16 protein-coding genes are annotated in these 18456 nt (G+C 68.1%); 8 read left to right on the top strand and 8 right to left on the bottom strand.

The features are described from left to right. Positions 1 to 29 precede the first annotated feature (29 nt). Positions 30 to 326: a hypothetical protein gene (locus tag ACS0OT_RS11865; RefSeq protein WP_005417035.1), complete on the bottom strand. Its 297-nt coding sequence runs from the start codon at positions 324 to 326 to the stop codon at positions 30 to 32. A gap of 169 nt (positions 327 to 495) precedes the next feature. Here ACS0OT_RS11865 and ACS0OT_RS11860 point away from each other — a divergent pair, with 169 nt between their 5' ends. Both ACS0OT_RS11860 and ACS0OT_RS11855 read left to right on the top strand, forming a co-directional pair. After that, complete coding sequence (locus ACS0OT_RS11860) at positions 496 to 1155, top strand: hypothetical protein (protein ID WP_032954259.1); 660 nt, start codon at positions 496 to 498, stop codon at positions 1153 to 1155. 68 nt (positions 1156 to 1223) lie between these two features. Next, positions 1224 to 2003, top strand: a complete 780-nt coding sequence (locus tag ACS0OT_RS11855) for a CDP-diacylglycerol diphosphatase (protein ID WP_139727263.1) — start codon at positions 1224 to 1226, stop codon at positions 2001 to 2003. Here the strand turns inward: ACS0OT_RS11855 and ACS0OT_RS11850 are convergent. Then, on the bottom strand, positions 2000 to 2635 hold the full coding sequence (locus ACS0OT_RS11850; RefSeq protein ID WP_065185742.1) for a GNAT family N-acetyltransferase: 636 nt from the start codon (positions 2633 to 2635) through the stop codon (positions 2000 to 2002). The genes ACS0OT_RS11855 and ACS0OT_RS11850 overlap by 4 nt on opposite strands. A gap of 180 nt (positions 2636 to 2815) precedes the next feature. Between ACS0OT_RS11850 and ACS0OT_RS11845 the strand changes: the two genes are divergently transcribed. Further along, on the top strand, positions 2816 to 5542 hold the full coding sequence (locus ACS0OT_RS11845; RefSeq protein ID WP_442255828.1) for a TonB-dependent receptor plug domain-containing protein: 2727 nt from the start codon (positions 2816 to 2818) through the stop codon (positions 5540 to 5542). A 78-nt stretch (positions 5543 to 5620) separates the two neighbouring features. On the opposite strand, the gene ACS0OT_RS11840 is transcribed toward ACS0OT_RS11845, so the two are convergent. Next, complete coding sequence (locus ACS0OT_RS11840) at positions 5621 to 6262, bottom strand: hypothetical protein (RefSeq protein ID WP_005417028.1); 642 nt, start codon at positions 6260 to 6262, stop codon at positions 5621 to 5623. A gap of 183 nt (positions 6263 to 6445) precedes the next feature. Here ACS0OT_RS11840 and ACS0OT_RS11835 point away from each other — a divergent pair, with 183 nt between their 5' ends. Beyond that, the gene (locus tag ACS0OT_RS11835) at positions 6446 to 7606 is read left to right on the top strand and encodes an amidohydrolase family protein (protein WP_065196118.1); all 1161 of its coding nucleotides are present in this window, start codon (positions 6446 to 6448) and stop codon (positions 7604 to 7606) included. A 48-nt stretch (positions 7607 to 7654) separates the two neighbouring features. Here ACS0OT_RS11835 and ACS0OT_RS11830 read toward each other — a convergent pair whose 3' ends face one another. Further along, the gene (locus ACS0OT_RS11830) at positions 7655 to 8092 is read right to left on the bottom strand and encodes a DUF3806 domain-containing protein (RefSeq protein ID WP_005417026.1); all 438 of its coding nucleotides are present in this window, start codon (positions 8090 to 8092) and stop codon (positions 7655 to 7657) included. Between the two features lie 131 nt (positions 8093 to 8223). After that, positions 8224 to 9105, bottom strand: coding sequence for a LysR substrate-binding domain-containing protein (locus ACS0OT_RS11825; RefSeq protein WP_329888981.1), 882 nt, complete (start codon positions 9103 to 9105; stop codon positions 8224 to 8226). 115 nt (positions 9106 to 9220) lie between these two features. Here ACS0OT_RS11825 and ACS0OT_RS11820 point away from each other — a divergent pair, with 115 nt between their 5' ends. Together ACS0OT_RS11820 and ACS0OT_RS11815 are read left to right on the top strand one after the other, a co-directional pair. Further along, positions 9221 to 9922, top strand: a complete 702-nt coding sequence (locus ACS0OT_RS11820) for an ankyrin repeat domain-containing protein (protein ID WP_442255827.1) — start codon at positions 9221 to 9223, stop codon at positions 9920 to 9922. A gap of 54 nt (positions 9923 to 9976) precedes the next feature. Then, complete coding sequence (locus ACS0OT_RS11815; protein ID WP_164093505.1) at positions 9977 to 11434, top strand: amidohydrolase family protein; 1458 nt, start codon at positions 9977 to 9979, stop codon at positions 11432 to 11434. A gap of 93 nt (positions 11435 to 11527) precedes the next feature. On the opposite strand, the gene ACS0OT_RS11810 is transcribed toward ACS0OT_RS11815, so the two are convergent. Continuing rightward, positions 11528 to 12457, bottom strand: coding sequence for a LysR family transcriptional regulator (locus ACS0OT_RS11810; RefSeq protein WP_005417015.1), 930 nt, complete (start codon positions 12455 to 12457; stop codon positions 11528 to 11530). A gap of 93 nt (positions 12458 to 12550) precedes the next feature. Here ACS0OT_RS11810 and ACS0OT_RS11805 point away from each other — a divergent pair, with 93 nt between their 5' ends. Next, the gene (locus tag ACS0OT_RS11805; RefSeq protein WP_032954258.1) at positions 12551 to 13744 is read left to right on the top strand and encodes an MFS transporter; all 1194 of its coding nucleotides are present in this window, start codon (positions 12551 to 12553) and stop codon (positions 13742 to 13744) included. A 599-nt stretch (positions 13745 to 14343) separates the two neighbouring features. Here the strand turns inward: ACS0OT_RS11805 and ACS0OT_RS11800 are convergent. Together ACS0OT_RS11800 and ACS0OT_RS11795 are read right to left on the bottom strand one after the other, a co-directional pair. Next, a complete protein-coding gene (locus ACS0OT_RS11800; protein WP_065196123.1) occupies positions 14344 to 14997 on the bottom strand; it encodes a response regulator in 654 nt (217 codons plus the stop codon). Beyond that, on the bottom strand, positions 14990 to 18019 hold the full coding sequence (locus ACS0OT_RS11795; RefSeq protein WP_329889724.1) for a sensor histidine kinase: 3030 nt from the start codon (positions 18017 to 18019) through the stop codon (positions 14990 to 14992). Before ACS0OT_RS11795 ends, ACS0OT_RS11800 begins: the two co-directional genes overlap by 8 nt. 96 nt (positions 18020 to 18115) lie before the next feature. Between ACS0OT_RS11795 and ACS0OT_RS11790 the strand changes: the two genes are divergently transcribed. Continuing rightward, positions 18116 to 18448 (top strand): hypothetical protein, encoded by a 333-nt coding sequence (locus tag ACS0OT_RS11790; protein WP_005417009.1) that lies wholly within the window; start codon positions 18116 to 18118, stop codon positions 18446 to 18448. Positions 18449 to 18456 lie beyond the last annotated feature (8 nt).

The raw sequence follows: 18456 nt of genomic DNA, 5'->3' as shown, positions 1-18456 counted from the left end.
GCTCGGCTCTACAAAAACTGAGGCGGCGCTTACTCGCAACGGGTAGCGGTGATGATGTTGTCCTTGTCCACGTACACGCGCAGGCGATCCTGGCGGATGTCCTTCGTGGTGATGGTGCTGGGGCCGATCGGGTTGACCAGGCCGGCGCCGCTCTCGCTGGACAGGCGGCGGATGTTGGGTTCGTTGGCCGGCTGGCCGATTGCCCAGCCCAGCTGGCTGGCATCGCAGTGGCCGGTACCCTTGACCTGCGGGCCAGGGGTGCTGACGCAGGCCGACAGCAGCAGGGCCGACGCAGGCAGTAACAGGGACAGACGGAAGGCGGACATGCGAGCGCTCCTGCGCAGGGAAGATGGTGGAACGATAGCACCCGTCGCGCGAAAGGCGTCAGCACTCCGGTCATTGCCGGCACAGCGTGGTCATTGCATAGTGGGAGGGATGGCTGGCAGCACGCCAGCGGGCAGGCCGGGCCATTCCGGTGCAGGTGTTGGATACGCTATGACGGCAGGCAGTTTGCGCGACAAGCGCAGGGCGAGAAGAGTACTGGCAGTGTCGGTGCTGGGCGTGGCGTTTGCCGCCTCTGCCATCGAGCCGACGCCGGACGCCGCTGCGGAAGCGCCGGTGTTCGGTGCCTGGCGCAACCTGCAGACCGAGGCAGGCTACGCACCCGCCCAGCGCAACCTGGCGTTCGCGATGCTGCCGCAGGCCGCCACCCGCGGCGATCGATTCGCCATTGTCGATCGTGAGGGCAAGCGCGCGGTGTGCTGCCTGCAGGTGGCCAGCCCGTCGCTGGGCGTGGCCGCACTGCGCGAGCAATACCACCTGCCACAGGCCTGGGTGACCGACCTCAGCAATGGCCGCAGCCCGGCACGCCCCTACCTGCCGCACGTCTATGCGATGCAGCGCGTGGATGAACTGGCTGACTATGGTTTCACCGATGTGCCGGGGGCCTACAGCGACCTGGGGGGGCTGCTGATTCCCGAAGGTGCCGCGCTGGAGGCCGATGGCAGCGCCGTGCGCCTGGGTGATGACCGTTATCCCCTGCATTTCCAGCGCCAGCCGCACGCCGAAGATGATGGCGCACTGGACCGCTACACCCTGCAGGCGGGCGAGGGCGTGGCTCCGATCGTGGTTGAAGTGCCGTTCGGCACCTACTGATTGCAGCACCGCGCTGGCTAGAATGCAGTGCGGCGCCGCCTGCCGTGCCTGTTCCGTGAGTCGCCGCCGTGTCCCTGCGCTCGTTGCTGCTGTCGCCGCTGCTGCTGTTGTCCGCCTGTGCGAGCGCGCCGCCTCCGCCGCCCGCCCATTCCGATGCGCTGTGGCGCCTGATCGAGCGTGACTGCCAGGCAGCTGACGGCCCGCGCGGCAGCTGCCTGCGGGTGGAGACGGCGGCCGGCCGCCGTGACGTGCTGGTCAAGGATGCACACGGTGACTACCAGTTCCTGCTGATGCCGCTGGACAAGGTAAGTGGCATCGAGAACCGCGGTCTTTACCAGCGTGGGGCGCCCAACTATTTCGCGGCCGCCTGGCAGGCGCGCGCGCGCACCGAACAGGCCCTGGGCCAGCCATTACCGCGCAACGTAGCCAGCCTGGCGCTGAATTCACCGCACGGACGGTCGCAGCACCAGTTGCATATCCATGTCGATTGCCTGCGCACGGACGTGCTGCAGGCCCTGGATGCACACGCCGGCGCCCTGGGGCCACGCTGGTCACCGTTGCCGGTGCTTCTGCGCGGGCATCAGTACCAGGCCTATCTGTTGCCCGGTGCGGAAATGACCGCCAATCCGCTCAACCTGCTGGCCTATGGCCTGAGCGGCGTAGGCGATGTGGGCCAGTGGAGCCTGGTGGTGGCCGGACGCGATGACGTGCAGGGTGGCCCCGGCTTCATCCTGCTGGCCACCCGCGTGGATGCCGCCAGCGGCAACGATGCCAGCGGCGAAGAACTGCAGGATCACGCCTGCACGGTGCTGACCGGCGCGGGTGCGGCACTGGAGCGGGTGCGCTAGCCGATCCGCTGCAGGTGGCTGCGCCACGCTGGCGCGGTAAGCGCCAGCAACTGGCGGTCATGCCATCCCTCGGCGTCCAGGTGGAAGTCGCGCAGGATGCCTTCACGCATGAAGCCCAGGGCCTGCAGTGCCTGGGCGAAAGGGGTGGTGCAACCCGGTGGCAGCAGTACGAAGATGCGATGCAGGCCGACATTGTCGAACAGGAACGGGCACAGCGCGCGCAGTGCGGCCTGTGGATGGGCGTTGCGGTGCTGCAGCGACTGCAGTTCTGCGCAGCGCGAATGCAGTGACTGCAGGCGGACATGCAGTTGGTCGTGCAGGATGCCCTGCGCGTCGTCGAACACGCCCAGTACCAGCAGATCGTTGTCTTCCTGTAGGCGTGAACGATGGACGCTGGCGAGGAAGCGGGCCTCTTCATCAATGCCGTAGGAAGGCCGTTGGCCGCGCTGGCGACGGTCGTCGAAGGTGCGCCAGCGCGGCAGATCGGTGCGCTGGAAGGAACGCAGGGTGATGGGCGTTGCCTGGAGGTGCAGCAGGTGGCGGCGCAGGACGGGGCGCAGCGGGGCGAGGTGAGTGTAGGTGGCGCGGTTGGTCATCCATGCACGATGCGTATCGGAAGCGCGCCAGACCATGCAATTCATTGCAAAAGTGTGGCGGTGCCGTGGGTCCGTCTGATTCGGTTCAGGCATAAGCCCATCAGGGCTGGTCATTTCCGTTGAAACCACCCATTCAGGACACTTTCGTTACGGGATCGTTATGTGCCGCACAGGCCACGGCTCCCCCGTACACCCGCCCACTCCCCCAGGAAGCCCATGTCCGCCTCCTACAAGGCGTTGCGCCCGCGTCCGCTGGTGCTCGCGCTGTCGTCCCTGATGCTGGTCTCGCTGCCGGCCTTCGCGCAGGAAAGCGCACCCACCACATTGCAGGAAGTGAAGGTCACCGGCTCGCGCATTCCCCGTGCCAGTGTCGAGGGGTCCTCGCCAGTGACGGTGATCAGCCGCGAGCAGATCGATGCGCAGGGCTACCGCAATGCCTTCGACGCGCTGAGCGCGCTGACCGAGAACACCGGCAACGTGCAGGGCGAGGACTTCGGCAATACGTTCACGCCGGCCGCCAACACCATCAACCTGCGTGGACTGGGTCCGAACCGCACGCTGGTGCTGGTCAACGGCCGCCGCCAGGCCGACTACCCGCTGGCCTACGAGGGCTCGGTGAACGTGGTCAACCTCGCCAACATTCCCAGCGCCCTGATCGAGCGCATCGAGGTGCTCGCCGCGGGTGCGTCGGCGGTGTATGGCTCCGATGCCATCGCCGGCGTGGTCAACATCATCCTCAAGGACCGCTTTGAAGGCGTGGACGTGAACGTGCGCGCCGGCGGCACCCAGCAGGGCGGGGGTGACAACCAGCGCGCGCAGGTGGTCGGTGGCAGTTCCGGCGAGCGTTGGGATGCGCTGTTCGGCTTCGAGTTCGACGTGCGCAAGGCGATCCACGCGCGCCAACGCGACTTCATGGATTCACTGGACGATGATCCGGCCGGCAAGGCGCCGCAGGCGACCGCGATCGCCTATCGCCGCAATGCTGCCACCGGCCGCAACATCGATCCGGGCGTGAGCGGCTGCGACGCAGCGTCGGGCATTTATGGCGGCAGCGTGTTCCGTGCCAACAACCCGCGCCAGGGCTGGTACTGCGGCAGCAACGAGGCCGCCGCCAGCTACTGGACCATGCAGACCCAGAAGCGCAACCTCAATGGCTATGGCCTGTTGACCTTCCACGTCAACGACACCACCGACCTGTTCGCCGATGTCGCCGTGGGCAGCGCGCGCATCTACAACAACACGCGCGCGCCGACCTGGACGTCCTCACGCAACTACTTCTACAACCAGAACAGCGGAAACCTGGAGAGCTGGTACCGCCGCTTCGCGCCGGAAGAAATCGGTGGCCTGCCGCGCAATGCCAATCGGTTCCTGGAGAACTCGTGGTCGTTCAACGTGGGCGCACGCGGCCAGATCGGCGACAGCGGCTGGGACTACGAGGCGGTCTACAGCCGGTCGCGCTACGAGAACCGAACCCGTCGCCCGGTGCTGCTGGCCGGCATCAACGAGTACCTGCTGGGCCCGAAGCTGGGCGTGCGCAATGGCGTGGAGGTCTATGCGCCGGACCCGGTGCGCCTGTTCAAGCCTTTGACTCCGAACGAGTATGCGGGCCTGTCCGACTATCAGGAAAGTCGCAACGCGGCGTGGCTGCAGACCTTCAGTGCCAGTGTCAATGGCCGCCTGTTCGCACTGCCGGGCGGCGATGCTGCGCTGGCCGCAGTGGTCGAGGCCGGCAGCCAGGGCTACCGCAACCGCCCGGACCCGCGGCTGGGCACCGGCGAGTTCTGGAACACCAGCGCCGGTATCGGTGCCGGCGGTGATCGCGATCGCTATGCGGCCGGCGTTGAACTGCAGTTGCCGTTGCTGCAATCGCTGACCACCACGCTGGCCGGCCGCTACGACCAGTACCGCGCAGGCGGCGAGCACATCGGCAAGGCGACCTGGAGCTTCGGCGTCGAGTTCCGCCCGATCGAGAGCCTGTTGATCCGCGGCTCTGCCGCGACCAGCTTCCGTGCGCCGGACATGAACTACGTGTTCGCCACCGAGACCCGCGGCTACAACCCGGGCATGACCGATTACTGGCGCTGCCGTACTGCAGGCCAGTCGTACGACAACTGCGACTACAACGGCCTGTCGATCGACTACAGCAACCGCGCCAACGCACAGTTGCAGCCGGAAACCGCAAAGTCGTACGGCTTCGGCGTGGTCTGGTCGCCGCTGTCCGGGCTGGATTTCAGCGCCGACTACTACGACATCCGCATCGACAACGAGGTGACCAGCCTCGATACCAGCCGTATCCTGCGTGACGAGGCCGATTGCCGCCTGGGCCGCACGCTGGGCGGCGAAGCGCGCGATATCGGTTCACCGCTGTGCCAGGACGCACTGTCGCGGGTGATCCGCAATCCGTCCAACGCCACGGTGCAGCCGGACCAGGTGACCCGCGTGCTGATCAATCCGATCAACGCGGCCTCCGAATCGGTGCGTGGCCTGGACCTGAAAGGCAACTGGCGTTTCGATGCCGGCCGCTATGGCCGCTTCACCACGCGCCTGGCCTACACCGTGGTGCTGGAGCACAAGTACCGGCAGTTCTCCGATGATCCGGAGCGTGACATCCGCAATTCGCTGGATGATTACCAGTGGCGCAGCAAGGCCAATGGCAGCATCACCTGGAACCAGGGTGACTGGACCACCACGCTGTACGGCAATCGTTTCGGTTCACTGCCGAAGACCGATGGCAGTGGCCGCATCGCGCCGTACATGACCTACAACGCCAGCGTGTTCCGCCAGTTCGGCGAGAACCTGTCGGTGGGCGTGATCGTCAACAACCTGCGTGACAGCCGCCCGCCGGCAGACAGGAACGGGGGCGGCTGGCCGTTCTACCCGGTCGGCAACTACGACCCGTATGGCCGCCAATACTGGCTGCAGCTGGACTACCGGTTCCGCTGACCGGGCGGGCAGACAGAAGGCCCGGCAATGCCGGGCCTTCTGCTGTCTAGACACCGCGGTGATGGCGCGCGCGGTCGCCTAGGGCAGCGCCTGTTGCAGGTACGACTCGATGACGTAGCTGAAAGGCTGCTGCTGGCGGTCGCGCAACAAGGCACGCACCTCGAGGATCACGCCGTGATCGCCTTCGCCCCGCGGCGGCCAGAACGTCTGGTCAGCCAGGGTCTGGCGCTGGAAACCGAGCGGGCCGACCACGCGACCGAACGGTTCGTCGGTGCTGTCCAGCACCTGGTTCATGGCCGGGCTGAGGTGGCCAGGCAGGTACCAGTTGTCGGCCTCGGACAGCACGCGGCTGCCGCAGACCAGCTGTACGCGGCGATAGCGCAGTTCGGTACCCGGCGTCGCGCCCAGCGCCTGCAGAACGTCGGCGGGGGCAGGCTTGTCCTGGCCGTGCACGCGCACCGCGCGCACCCGGGCTTGTTCGGCCAGCCCATGTTCGGCGCACCAGTGTTCCAGCGTGGCGGTGGCGCTCTGCCCGGACAGCACGCGCTGGTGCAGGCGCTCGACCAGTGCAGCCGGTGCGATGCGCTGCTGGCCCGGCGGCGACTGCAGCGGTGCAGCGGCCGCAGCATCAGTGGCGGACAGGCTGGCGATCGGGGCGGCGGCAAGCAGGGATGCGGCCTGCCAGCGGCGGAGACGATCGTGGCGGTCGGACGGGCCCATGCGGCATCACAACGGAAACAGGCGCCCATGTTACCTGTTCAGGGGTGTGCACGGCGTGGCTGCGACCGGTTGTCGCAGGCGCAATCATCGTCCTGGTGAATGCGTGCCATCCAGATATTTCGTTGGTCGATGGGTGCAGCGGGGCGCACGATGGCGGCAGTCTTGGCATTCCAGGAGTTCCCGATGACCCTCCAGTTCGTCCATGGCGGTGTCGACCGCAACGGTGCGCCGCTGCATTTCCATATCCGTGATGGCCGCATCAGCGGCCTCAATGGCGAGGCCTCGCCGGCCGACGGGGCGGAATGCGTCGACCTGCAGGGCTTCGCGGTCCTGCCCGGGCTGGTCGACGGCCACATCCATCTGGACAAGAGTTTTGTCGGCGACCGCTGGCACCCGCATCAGCCGGTGAACAGCCTGCGTGAGCGGCTGGCGGTGGAGAAGGCCGCGGTAGCGGGTGCCGCGCCGATGGTGGACCGTGCCGAGGCATTGATCCGCCAGTGCAGCAGCTTCGGCACGGTGGCCATGCGCTGCCACGTCGACATCGACGGCAGCACGGGCCTGCGTCATCTCGAGGCGGTACGCGAGGCCTCGCTCCGCTGTGCCGGCCTCATGCGCATCCAGCTGGTAGCGTTCCCGCAGGCCGGGGTGATGTCCTGTCCGGGTACCGCCGCCGTGCTTGAGCAGGCCCTTGCAGCGGGCGTGGAGGTGCTGGGAGGCATCGACCCGACCACGCTGGATGGCGATGCCGAAGGCCAACTGGCACTGCTGTTCGGCCTGGCCGAGCGCTATGGCGTGCGCCTGGACATCCACCTGCACGAGCCCGGCGAAACCGGACTGGCCCAGTTGCTGCGCATTGCCGCGCGGACCCGGGCCGCTGGCCTGCAGGGGCGGGTGGCGGTCAGTCATGCCTACTCGCTGGGCGAAGTGCCGCTGGCGCGCGCGGTGCAGGTGGGCGAGGCGCTGGCGACGGCGGGCGTAGCGATCATGAGCAACGCGCCGGGGGATCATCCGTTCCCGCCGCTGCGTGCGCTGCATGATGCCGGCGTGCGCGTGTTCGCTGGCAATGACAACATCCGTGACTGCTGGTGGCCGTACGGCAACGGCGATCTGCTGCAGCGGGCGATGCTGCTGGGCTACCGCTCGGGCTTCTACACCGATGCCGACCTGATGCTGGCGCTGGACATGGTCACCACCCACGCCGCGCAGGTGATCGGGCTGCCGCAGCACGGCATTGCCGAAGGCCTGCCGGCCACCTTCGTGGCGGTGCGCGCCGATCACGGTCCGGCGGCCGTGGCCGCAGTGCCGGTGGAGCGACGCGTGGTGGTGGACGGCCGCTGGCTGTAGATCCAGGCCGCGCCAACCTCTGTAGCACCGAGCCATGCCCGGCGGCTTTCAGGCGTAATCGTCGGCGCGGGTAGCGACGAATTCTTCCAGCCACGCCAGCAGATGGGCGATGTCGATGACCTCGCCCTGCTCCACGCGCTTGAGCAGCAGGGTGCTGGCGCCGATCTGCAGGCTGCTGTCGGCATAGCGCAGCACCGCATCGATGCCCCAGGCATCGGTGACCTGCATCCAGGCCAGGCCCGGCACGCGCTGGGCCAGAATGTCACCGAACGCCACGCCCAGCGCTTCCCAGCCGCCGCAGTCGTCACGATCGATCAGTTCGGCATCGACCACGCGCTGCAATGTGCTGGCGGCCAGCGGCCATTGCACCGGCAACGTCGGGAAGCTGGCGGCCACGCGTGAGGCGATCCGTGCACGTTGGTGCTGCAGGTGCGTCTGCAGGGCTGCAGGCAGGGGATCGAATCGGGTCGGGGGTTGGTCGGACATGGCGAGGCGCCGTGGAGCACGGAAGCAGGGGGCACTGTACGAGGCGATGATTCCCGCCGTGCGGCAAGATTGATCAGATATCGATGATCAATGCGCGAAAGGCATCCACGCGTGGCGTGGATCTATCGTGGTCAGTCCGGTTCGCGCTGTACCTGCCGCCACAGCTCGCTGGCCAGTGCCCGCACCGCATCATCGGCATCGGCACGATGCAGCAGACCGATTTCGTAGTTGTCGATCACCGGCAGCCCGCGCTCGCCATCGATGATGCGGTGCTCGCGCGTGAACGCGCGGCGCGGCAGCAGGCTGACGCCGATGCCATCAGCCACCGCGCCCTGGATGCCACTCAGCGACGAACTGGTGAAGGCAATGCGCCAGCGCAGGCCCAGCGCTTCCACGGCGTGGATCATCTCGTCGCGGTACAGCCCTCGCGGCGGGAAGGTGACCAGCGGCAGCGGGTCCTGCTGCAGGCAGCTGCTGCGCAGGCTGTCGATCCAGTGCATCGGCTCGTGCCGGCAATGCACCGCCTGGCGGCTGTTGCGGCGTTGCTTGACCAGCACCAGGTCCAGCTCGCCGTGGTCGAAGCCCTGGGCCAGGTCACGGCTCAGGCCGCTGCTGATCTCCAGCTTCACCTGCGGGTGGCGGCGGCTGAAGGCGGCCAGCATGCGGGTGGTCTGCGGGTTGACGAAGTCTTCGGGTACGCCGATGCGGACCGCAGTTTCCACCGTCGCGCCGGCCAGCGCCTGTGCCATTTCCTCGTTCAGGTCGAGCATGCGCCGCGCATAGCCGAGCAGGGTGTGGCCGGCGTCGGTGGGGTGTACATCGCGGTGGCCGCGCTCGAGCAGGCGATGCCCGGCCAGTTCCTCCAGCCGCCGTACCTTCTGGCTGACCGTGGACTGCGTCGAATGCAGGCGCGTGGCCGCCGTGGTGAAGCTGCCGCAGTCGGCCACCATCACCAGCGCCCGCAGCAGGTCCAGTTCGAACAGGGTTCTATTCGATTTGGCACTGTCTTGCATTTGAACATTTCACTTCTGGATACCCAGGCCGACTTCTACCATGCGGGGCAGGGGCCGGCAATGCGCGGCCCCTGCGACCATCTCGCTGCGGCGATCGAGAAAAGGAGACACCGTGATGCGCTTCCATTGCCCTGCTGGCTGGCCTGCACCGTTCACGCGCGTGCTGTTGTTGTGTCTGCTGGCCATGGTCACCCCTGCCTGCACTGCCAGCTCCAGAGCCGACGCAGACGCGCGCCTGCGTGATGCCGCCAGCCGCGGCGATGCCGAGGCGGTGCGCGGCGCACTGGCCGATGGTGCTGATCTTGAGGCGCGCGATGGCCAGGGCCGCACGGCGCTGCTGCTGGCCACGCAGGGCAACAACGTGGATGCCGCGCGCGAACTGATCGAGGCCGGGGCGGACGTCAATGCCAAGGATGCGCTGCAGGACAGTGCCTACCTGTATGCCGGCGCGCGCGGCCTGGATGAGATCCTGGCGATGACCCTGGCGCACGGCGCCGATCTGCGCAGCACCAACCGCTATGGGGGCACTGCGTTGATTCCGGCCGCCGAGCGCGGCCACGTCACCACCGTGCGCATGCTGCTGCGTGCAGGTGTGGCGGTGGACCACGTCAACCGCCTGCACTGGACCGCGCTGCTGGAAGCGATCCTGCTTGGCGACGGTGGTGAACGCCATGTGCAGATCGTGCAGCTGTTGCTGGAGGCCGGTGCCGACCCGGAGCTGGCCGACGGCGATGGCGTAACGCCACTGGCGCACGCGCGCCGGCGTGGCTATGCCGGCATTGAAACCCTGCTGCGCCAGCACGGCGCGGCGCGCTGAACCGCTACTCCTTCCACCCGCACGCTGGCCGTGCCTACCAGGATGCTGTCCATCATGTTCCGTTCCCGCCCGTTGTCCCTTGCCATCCTTCTTGCGGTGGCGCCGCTGTCGGCATCTGCTGCCGAGCGCGCCGACCTGCTGATCCGCAATGCCATCGTGGTCGACGTCGAGCACGCCAGCGCGCGGGCCGGGCAGAGCGTGGTGATCCGCGGCGAGGACATCGTCGCGGTGGGCCCGGACGCGCAGCTGCGCGGCCAGTGGAGCGCGGCCCGCCAGATCGATGCCAAGGGCAAATACCTGATCCCGGGCCTGTGGGACATGCATGTGCACTTCGGTGGCGGCCCGGCGCTGATCGAAGAGAACAAGGCGCTGCTGCCGCTGTACATCGCGCACGGCATCACCACCGTGCGTGACTGTTCCGGCGATCTGCCCGAGCAGGTGCTGCAGTGGCGTGGTGAGATCGCCAGGGGCACGCTGTTCGGCCCGCGCCTGCTCAGCTCGGGCGCGAAGATCGAAGGCATCAAGCCGGTCTGGAAGGGCACGATCGAAGTGGGTAGCGAGGCCGACGTCGACAAGGCGATCACCCGACTGCAGCACGATAAGGTCGATTTCGTGAAGATCACCGACAGCACGCTGAAGCCGGATCTGTTCCTGTATTCGGCCAGCGCAGCGCGCAAGGCCGGCTTCAAGGCCTCGGGCCACATTCCGATGGCGCTGACGGTGGAGCAGGCGGTCGATGCCGGCCTGGCCTCGATCGAGCACCTGGACTACGCATTCAAGGCCGGCAGCAAGGACGAAGCGAAGATCGCCGCCGACTTCGGCGCCGGCCGCATCGACCGCGCGGAAGCCAATCGCCGCCTCGACGCCAGCTTCGACCGTGACACCGCGATGCACGCCTACCGTGATTTCGCCAAGCGCGGCGTATTCGTGACCCCGACCCTCAACGGTGGCCGTATCCTCGATTTCCTGGACCAGGATGACCACGCCAACGATCCGTACCTGGCCTACATCGGCCCGGGCCTGCGCGCGACCTACCAGTGGCGCGTGGACCGCGCCGCGAAGGCGACGCCGGCACAGATCGAGGCGCGCCACGCGCAGTACCACCAGGTGGCGGCCGTGCTGCCGTTGCTGCAGGAGGCGGGCGTGACGATCATTGCCGGCACCGATGCGGGCTTCCTCAACTCGTTCAACTTCCCGGGCATCGCCCTGCACCAGGAACTGCAGCTGTTCGTGAAGGAGGGCCTGAGCGCGCCGCAGGCGCTGTCGGCCGCAACCCGTTCCGGCCCGGCCTGGTTCGGCCAGATGGACCGTTACGGTGATGTCGCGCGGGGCAAGGCCGCCGACCTGGTGCTGCTGACCGCCAACCCACTGCAGGACATCGCCGCCACCGAGAAGATCGACAGCGTGATCCTGCGCGGCCACGTGTATGACCGCGCCGCGCTGGACAAGATGCTGGCCGACACCAAGGCCAAGGTCGCGGCGTGGAATGCCGAGGCTGCGAAGGCGCAATGATCGACAGGGTCGGATCCCTTCTCAACGGGAAGGGCTCTGACCCTGTGGTCTTGAACGAAATCCACGCCATGCGTGGATGATGGGGCCGGTGACCTAGCGCGGTGCCGGCCGCATGCCGTGCAACTGCGGCAGTGCGGCCTTCATCGCATCGATGAAGGCGCGCAGCCGTGGCGGCTGCTGGCGCGCGGCAGGAAACACGACGTGTACCGGCAGTGCCGGTGCCTGCCAGTCCGGCAGCAGCTGCACCAGCCGCCCTTGTGCGAGGTCGTCGGCCACCAGCCAGGCCGAGACCACCGCTGCGCCCAGCCCGGCGCGCGCAGCCTGCTGTACCACGAACAGGTTATCGCTGAGCAGGCGCGGGCTGATTGACAGCGTATGCGCCCGGCCCTGCGCATCATGCAGCAGCAGGCGTTCGCGGTAGTAGGTGACCAGCGAGATCCACGGCAGTGACTGTGCCTGTTCCGGCGTACTGACCGCCGTGGCGTCCACCAGCGAGGGCGCTGCCACGACGATGCGCGGCACTTCTGCGAGCGGCAGTGCAACCATGCGCGGTTCGTCGACAGGGCCCACCCGCACCGCGCAGTCGATGCCTTCTGCGATGAAATCCGGGCGACGATCTTCAAGGATCCACTCCAGGCTCAGCTGCGGGTGCTGGGCGAGGAATGCGAGCATGGTAGGCAGCAGCTGCGCCTGGCCAAAGGCGTGCGGCACCATCACCCGCAGGCGTCCGCGCAGCGTTTCCGGTTCGCCGTTCAGCTCGGCCTGCAGCGACTCCCATTCGTCGACCACGCGCTGCGCATGACGCTGGCAGCGCAGGCCGTCCTCGGTCAGTTGCAGGCCATGGGTGGAGCGCTGCAGCAGACGCAGGCCGAGCTGCCGCTCCAGTGCCTGCAGGCGTCGGCTGACCGTCGGCTGGGTGGTGCCCAGCTGCAGGGCCGCAGCAGACAGGCTGCCGGCATCGACGATGCGCAGGAAGGTGCGCAGCAGATCCAGGCGATCAGCGCCGGTGGCGAGGTCATTCATGCGTGTGGCGTATGAAATATATGTGCCAGAGCCTACTACAGACGTTTGGCGAATACAGGCAGGATACGCCCACTTCCTCTACGGGGCTCCCCCATGTCTACCCCCTCGCTGTCTGTTGCGGCCGCACCGGCGACCGTGCCTTCCGCCCCATTGGTGCTGGCAATGGCGGCCGGTGCCGGCTTCTCGGTCGCGTCGCTGTATTACAGCCAGCCCATGCTGGGCCTGATCGCCCAGGACCTTGGCGCCGGTGAGCGCGCCGCCGGCCTGGTGCCAACCTTGACCCAGCTCGGCTACGCACTGGGCATCCTGCTGCTGGCACCGCTGGGCGATCGCTTCGACCGCCGCCATCTGATCCTGTTGAAGTCCGCGCTGCTGGCGCTGGCACTGGGCGCCGCCGCGATGGCCGGGCACCTGCCGGGCCTGCTGATGGCCAGCCTGCTGGTCGGGCTGATGGCAACGCTGGCGCAGGACATCGTTCCCGCCGCTGCGGTGCTGGCACCGGATGCGCAGCGCGGCCAGATCGTCGGCCGGGTGATGACCGGCCTGCTGCTCGGCATCCTGTTGTCGCGGGTGGTCAGTGGCGTGGTGGCTGAAGCGTGGGGCTGGCGCACGCAGTTCGTGCTGGCGGCGGTATCCGTGGCGGCGATGGGCGCGGTGATGGCGCGTGCACTGCCGCGTTTCGCGCCGACCAGCACGCTGCGCTATCCGGCGTTGCTGGGTTCGTTGCTGGCGTTGTGGCGCGAGCAGCCGCAGCTGCGCCGTGCGGTGGCCAGCCAGTCGCTGCTGGCCGTGGGATTCAGCGCGTTCTGGTCGACCCTGGCGCTGATGCTGCATGCACGTCTGGGCCTCGGCAGTGCGGCGGCGGGTGCGTTCGGTATCGCCGGTGCGGCCGGTGCATTGGCCGCGCCGTTTGCCGGCCGTTTCGCTGATCGACTGGGGTGCCATGCGGTGGCACGGCTGGCGATTGCGGTGGCGCTGCTGGGCTTCGGCCTGCTGCTGGCCGAAGCCTGGTTGCCGGCCGCCGCGCTGTTGCCGTTGCTGGTGGTGAGTGCGCTGCTGTTCGACTTCGGCTTCCAGTCGGCGCTGGTGGCGCACCAGACCCTGGTCTACGGGCTGGTGCCGCCGGCACGCAGCCGGCTCAATGCGCTGTTGTTCACCGGCATGTTCATCGGCATGGCCGCCGGTGGTGCGCTGGGGAGCCTGGCGCTGGCGCAGTGGGGGTGGCACGGCGTGGCCTGGCTGGCGGTGGTGTGTGCGGGGGGCAGCCTGGCACTGCGTTTGAAGTAGGGGGTTGTTCGGCAGGGCTTGCAGCCCTGCACCTGCTGGAGGCAACAGCAACAGCAACAGCAACAGCAACAGCGGGGTTCCTGTAGGGAGGCGGGGTGGGTCCGGTTGCGGGGGACGCCGTGAATCCCCAGTCCGGCCCAGCCGCTGGCGGCTGGGCGTTCGGGCGCTTGCGAAGCAATGCTTCGCAAGCGAAGCGCCCTCACCCATGGAGGCTCGGTCGCGCCATCCATGGCGCTCACGCCCCCGCAACCGGACCCACCCCGCCTTCTGTTGGAATGGCTCTTGGGGTCAGATCCGTTTTCCGGAGGAAAACGGATCTGACCCCAGATTGATTTCGATATCTGAGAGAAGTGTCGACCAAGGTCGACGCCTACCGACAGCCGCAGGAATCTGTCAGAGGTGGGGCGGTGTCGGAGTGCGGGGTGTCAGCCGCATGGATGCGGCTGCCAAGCTTACAGGGACGTACTTGCAGCGTCCCCGCACTCCGACACCGCCGCGCCATCCCACGGAGAGCGCGCTTTTGATTTTGCTGTTGAAGTTGCCGGCCAGCGGCCGGCACTACCGCGGGTGCAGGGCTGCAAGCCCTGCCGGACAACCCCCTAATCGTGACCGCTGTCGTCCAGGCTGATGATGCCGCGCCGCAGCGCCTGGGTTACCGCATGCGTGCGATCACCCACGCCGAGCTTGTCCATCAGGCTTTTCATGTGCGCCTTCACCGTCTGCTCGGAAATCTGCATGCGCTCGCCGATGCGCTTGTTCGACAGCCCTCCGGCCACGTGCCGCAGTACCTCGGTCTCGCGCGGCGACAAGCGATCTTCCACTACATGCGCGGCGATGCTGGCCGCCACGGCCGGGGGAATCGGTGCGCGCCGGCCGCCGGCGACCATGCGGATGGTGTCGACCAGTTCATGGCGCAGCATGTCCTTCAGCAGGTACGCGCTGGCGCCGGCCTGCAGCGCCCGCACCGCACGTACGTCACCACGGTAGGTGGTCAGCACGATGATGCGCGCGCGCGGATCCATCGTGCGGATCCGCACGATGGCTTCCACACCATCCAGGCGTGGCATCTGCAGGTCCATCAGTACCACGTCTGGCTGCAGCTGCTGATAGCGCGCGATGGCTTCCTCGCCATCGGCGGCCTCGCCGAGCAGGCGCAGGTCGGAATGGGCGCCCAGCAGCGCAGCCAGGCCGTCACGCAGCAACGGGTGATCATCGACCACCAGTACGCCGATCGGGGTAGGCGATTCAGTCATGGCTCGTTCTACTCCAGGGCCAGCGCCAACGCGATGGGCGGCGGTGATACAGGCGACGGGCGGGAACCGCCAGCGCGATCTCGGTGCCCAGCCCGGGGCGGGTCCACAGCTGCAGTTCCGCGCCGAGGCGCTGGGCGCGCTCACGCATGCCCTGCAGGCCCCAATGGCCATGGCCGGCGTTCTCGTCGGCAATGCCGGCGCCGTCGTCGCGCACGTGCAGCAGGAAACAACGCGTGCCATAGGACAGTTCCACTTCAATGGCACTGGCATTGGCATGGCGCAACGCATTGCGGATGGCCTCGCGCCCGATCAGGAACACCTCTTCGGCCGCGTCGGCCTGCAGCGGTGGCGTCGCGCCTTCCACGGTCAGGCGCAGGGGATTGATGCCATGCCCGGCGTATTCGGCGTGCACGTCGGCCAGCGCCGAAGCGAGGTCGCGGCCCGCGAACGGCGCCTCGCGCAGCGCATTGACCCGCTCGCGACCCTCGGCCAGGTTGCGCTCGGCCAGCTGCATCGCTGACTCAAGCTGACTGCGCACAGGCTCCGGTGTCCGCGCTGACTGGCTGATCGCGTGCAGGCGCAGGATCAGGCCCTGGCTACCCTGCAGCAGGGTGTCGTGCAGGTCGCGCGCGATGCGTTCGCGCTCGCCGTTGCGTTCCTGCAGTCGGGCGCGGAACAGTGCGGCCAGCTGCCCGCTGCGGATGCGTACCGCCAGCACCAGCAGTGCAAGCACGGCGGCGGTGCACAGCAGCTTGAACCACACTGTCTGCATGAAGGTGGGAGCGATGCGGAAGCTGCGGCTGGCCGGTGCGGTGCTCCAGATGCCGTCCTCGTTGGCGGCTTCCACCTCGAACCGGTAGCTGCCGGGCGCGAGGTTGGTGTAGTACGCACGTGTGCTGCTGCCAGCGTCCTGCCAGCCGTCATCCACGCCCGACAGGCGGTAGCGGTAGCGGTTGCGCTCCGGACGTGCCAACGACAGCGCCACGTACTCAATCTGCAGCTGGCTGGTGCCGGCCGGGAGGCGCAGGCCATCGCGTAGCGGCGCGTGCTCGCTGCCATACAGCACCTCGCCGATGCGCACGCTGGGAGCCATCGTATTGACGTGCGAGCGGGTGGTGTCCAGCCAGGCCAGGCCCTGGTTGGTGGCCAGCCACAGCAGGCCGTCGTCGGCCAGGGCGGCGGTAGCGATCGGTCCGCTCTGCAGGGCGATGCCGGGCATGCCGTCGATGGCATCGAACAGGCGTGGCGTCACTGGCAGACCGGTGCGCAGGGCACGGCGCAGCAACCCGCTTTCCATCCGTACCAGGCCACGGCTGCCGTTTAGCCACAGGTGCCCATTGGCATCGGCGACCATGCCGGTGATGCCCTCCAGGACACCGGCCATGTCGGTGCGCACCGGAACGAACGGGCCGTTGTCCAGCCGTGCCGCCAGCCCCGCTTCGCCGGCGACCAGCAGAAGGTCCCGGTGGTGCAGCATCGCGGTGATCGGCCCTACCGACAGGCCGTTCCCGGCGTCGAAGGTCTCGGTGCCATTCGTACCCAGGCGGCGCAGGCGGCCATCGGCATAGCCGAGCAGCAGCTGGCCATCGGCATCCAGCGCCAGCGATGAGCAGGCCTGCTCTGGCAGGCGGATTTCACGTTGCCACTGGTCATGCTGGTAGTGCAGCACCCCGCGTTCTCCGGCGCAGACCCAGGCCTGTCCGTCATCGGGGAACAACAGGGCATGCAGCGGCTGCCCGGTGAACGGCGCCGGCAGCGGGATCAATGTGGTGTGGCCGGCGACCGTGCGCGCGAGGTTGACCCAGTCGAACTGCCAGATCGGCGTGGGTGCCTGCCGAGCGGCGGCCTGCAGCTGCGTGGCGCTGCCATCCAGCAGGGGGCGCCGCAGGTCGTAGGGCTTGAGGTCTTCGCCATAGCCATACACGCGGCCATCACTGGCCCGCACCAGCGAGCGGTACGGATCGCTTGGGCCCACCGCCAGGGTGTGGACGCTGCGTGCGCGGAAGCGGTTGAGGCCGAGATTGGTGCCAATCCAGAGATTGCCTTCGCGATCGACGATGATCGGCACTGCCGATGTGGCGGTCAGTCCTTGCGGCGAATCGAAGCGTTCCATGCGCACGGCCCGGGTGCCGTCGAAGGTGATGCGGGCGACGCCGCCGTGCGGGCTCATCGTGGCCCACAGCGCGCCATCGGCAGTGAACTGCAGGCGCGCAGCAACCAGTTCCGGCAACCGCCGCGCCTCACGTTCGCTGTCTGCCAGCAGACCCTGCGCGTTGGCCAGCGGCGAGGTGCCTCTCACCCGGTCGGCCAGCCACACTTCACCCTGCGGGCTTTCGGCCAGCGTCGCCATCTGCGAGACCGCGATGCCGGTGTCCTCGAACGCGGTCTGGCCCGCCGCACGCATCCAGATCTTCAGGTCGGCCAGCACCCAGAACCTGCCCCGGCTGTCGTGCAGCACCCACTGCACACGGCGCTCTGGCAGGCCGGCAGCGGCCGGCAGTGGCTGCCAGCGATGTCCGTCAAAGCGGCGCAGCCCGCCATTGATCGCCGCCCAGAGCTGGCCCTGGCGATCCTGGCTGAAGCGTGGGACCACGCCGACCGGCACCCCCTGCTCGCGGCCGTAGCTGCGCAGCTGCCCATGCGTGAACTGGCTGATGCCGGCCTGGAAGTAGCCGATCCACAGCGCACCGCCGGCGGCATGCGCCAGCGTGACCATGTTGGTGGACGGGAACTGGCTGCCGGCGGGCGCTGCCTGCCGTTCGAAGCGACGGCCATCGAAGCGGTACAGGCCCGAGCCGGTAGCCAGCCACAACAGGCCCTCACGGTCCTGGGCAATGTCCCAGATATCGCCCGGCGCGCCCTGGCCGACGCGCCAGGCGGTGTGTTCGTAATCGGGCAGCCCGCCGCTCACCGGCGGGCGCTGCACGGCAAAGGCGGGCAGGGAGGTCAACAGCAGCAGGCACGTCAGCAGCGTCGGCAGGCGACGCACGGACGGGAAGGGGCGGCCACGCATGGCGCGCATTCTGGCAGGTGTGGGGCAGTCCGGGGTGACCCGAACGGGGTAGGCGGCGTGCGCCGGCGTCGGCTATCACGCCGGCATGCCCTCCGGAGCCCCGCCATGCAGCGCCTGTTCGTGATGTTCCCCGACCGCGGTCCGGGCATCGGCCTGCTGTGGTTGCGGTTGTGCCTGTCCGCTGCGCTGTTCACGCCCGGCATGCAGGCGGGCGGGTGGTCGGCGTTGTGCCTGCTGGCAGTGCTGATGCTCGTGCTGGGCGCGTTGACGCCGTTGGCGGCGCTGATGGCGGCCGTGGGCATGTTCGCGCAGCAGGCGCCGTGGCCGCAGGCGGTGCTGCCATTGGCGCTGTTGATGCTGGGCCCTGGCGCCTATTCATTGGATGCGCGGTTGTTCGGGCGCCGCCTGCTCGGCCGTCGGCCTCCCCCATTCGGGTAGGTGCTGGC

Origin of the sequence: Stenotrophomonas maltophilia group sp. RY12688 (assembly GCF_052149045.1) — a bacterium.
Lineage (GTDB): Bacteria > Pseudomonadota > Gammaproteobacteria > Xanthomonadales > Xanthomonadaceae > Stenotrophomonas > Stenotrophomonas sepilia.
This window is presented reverse-complemented; position numbering and strand designations above follow the sequence as displayed.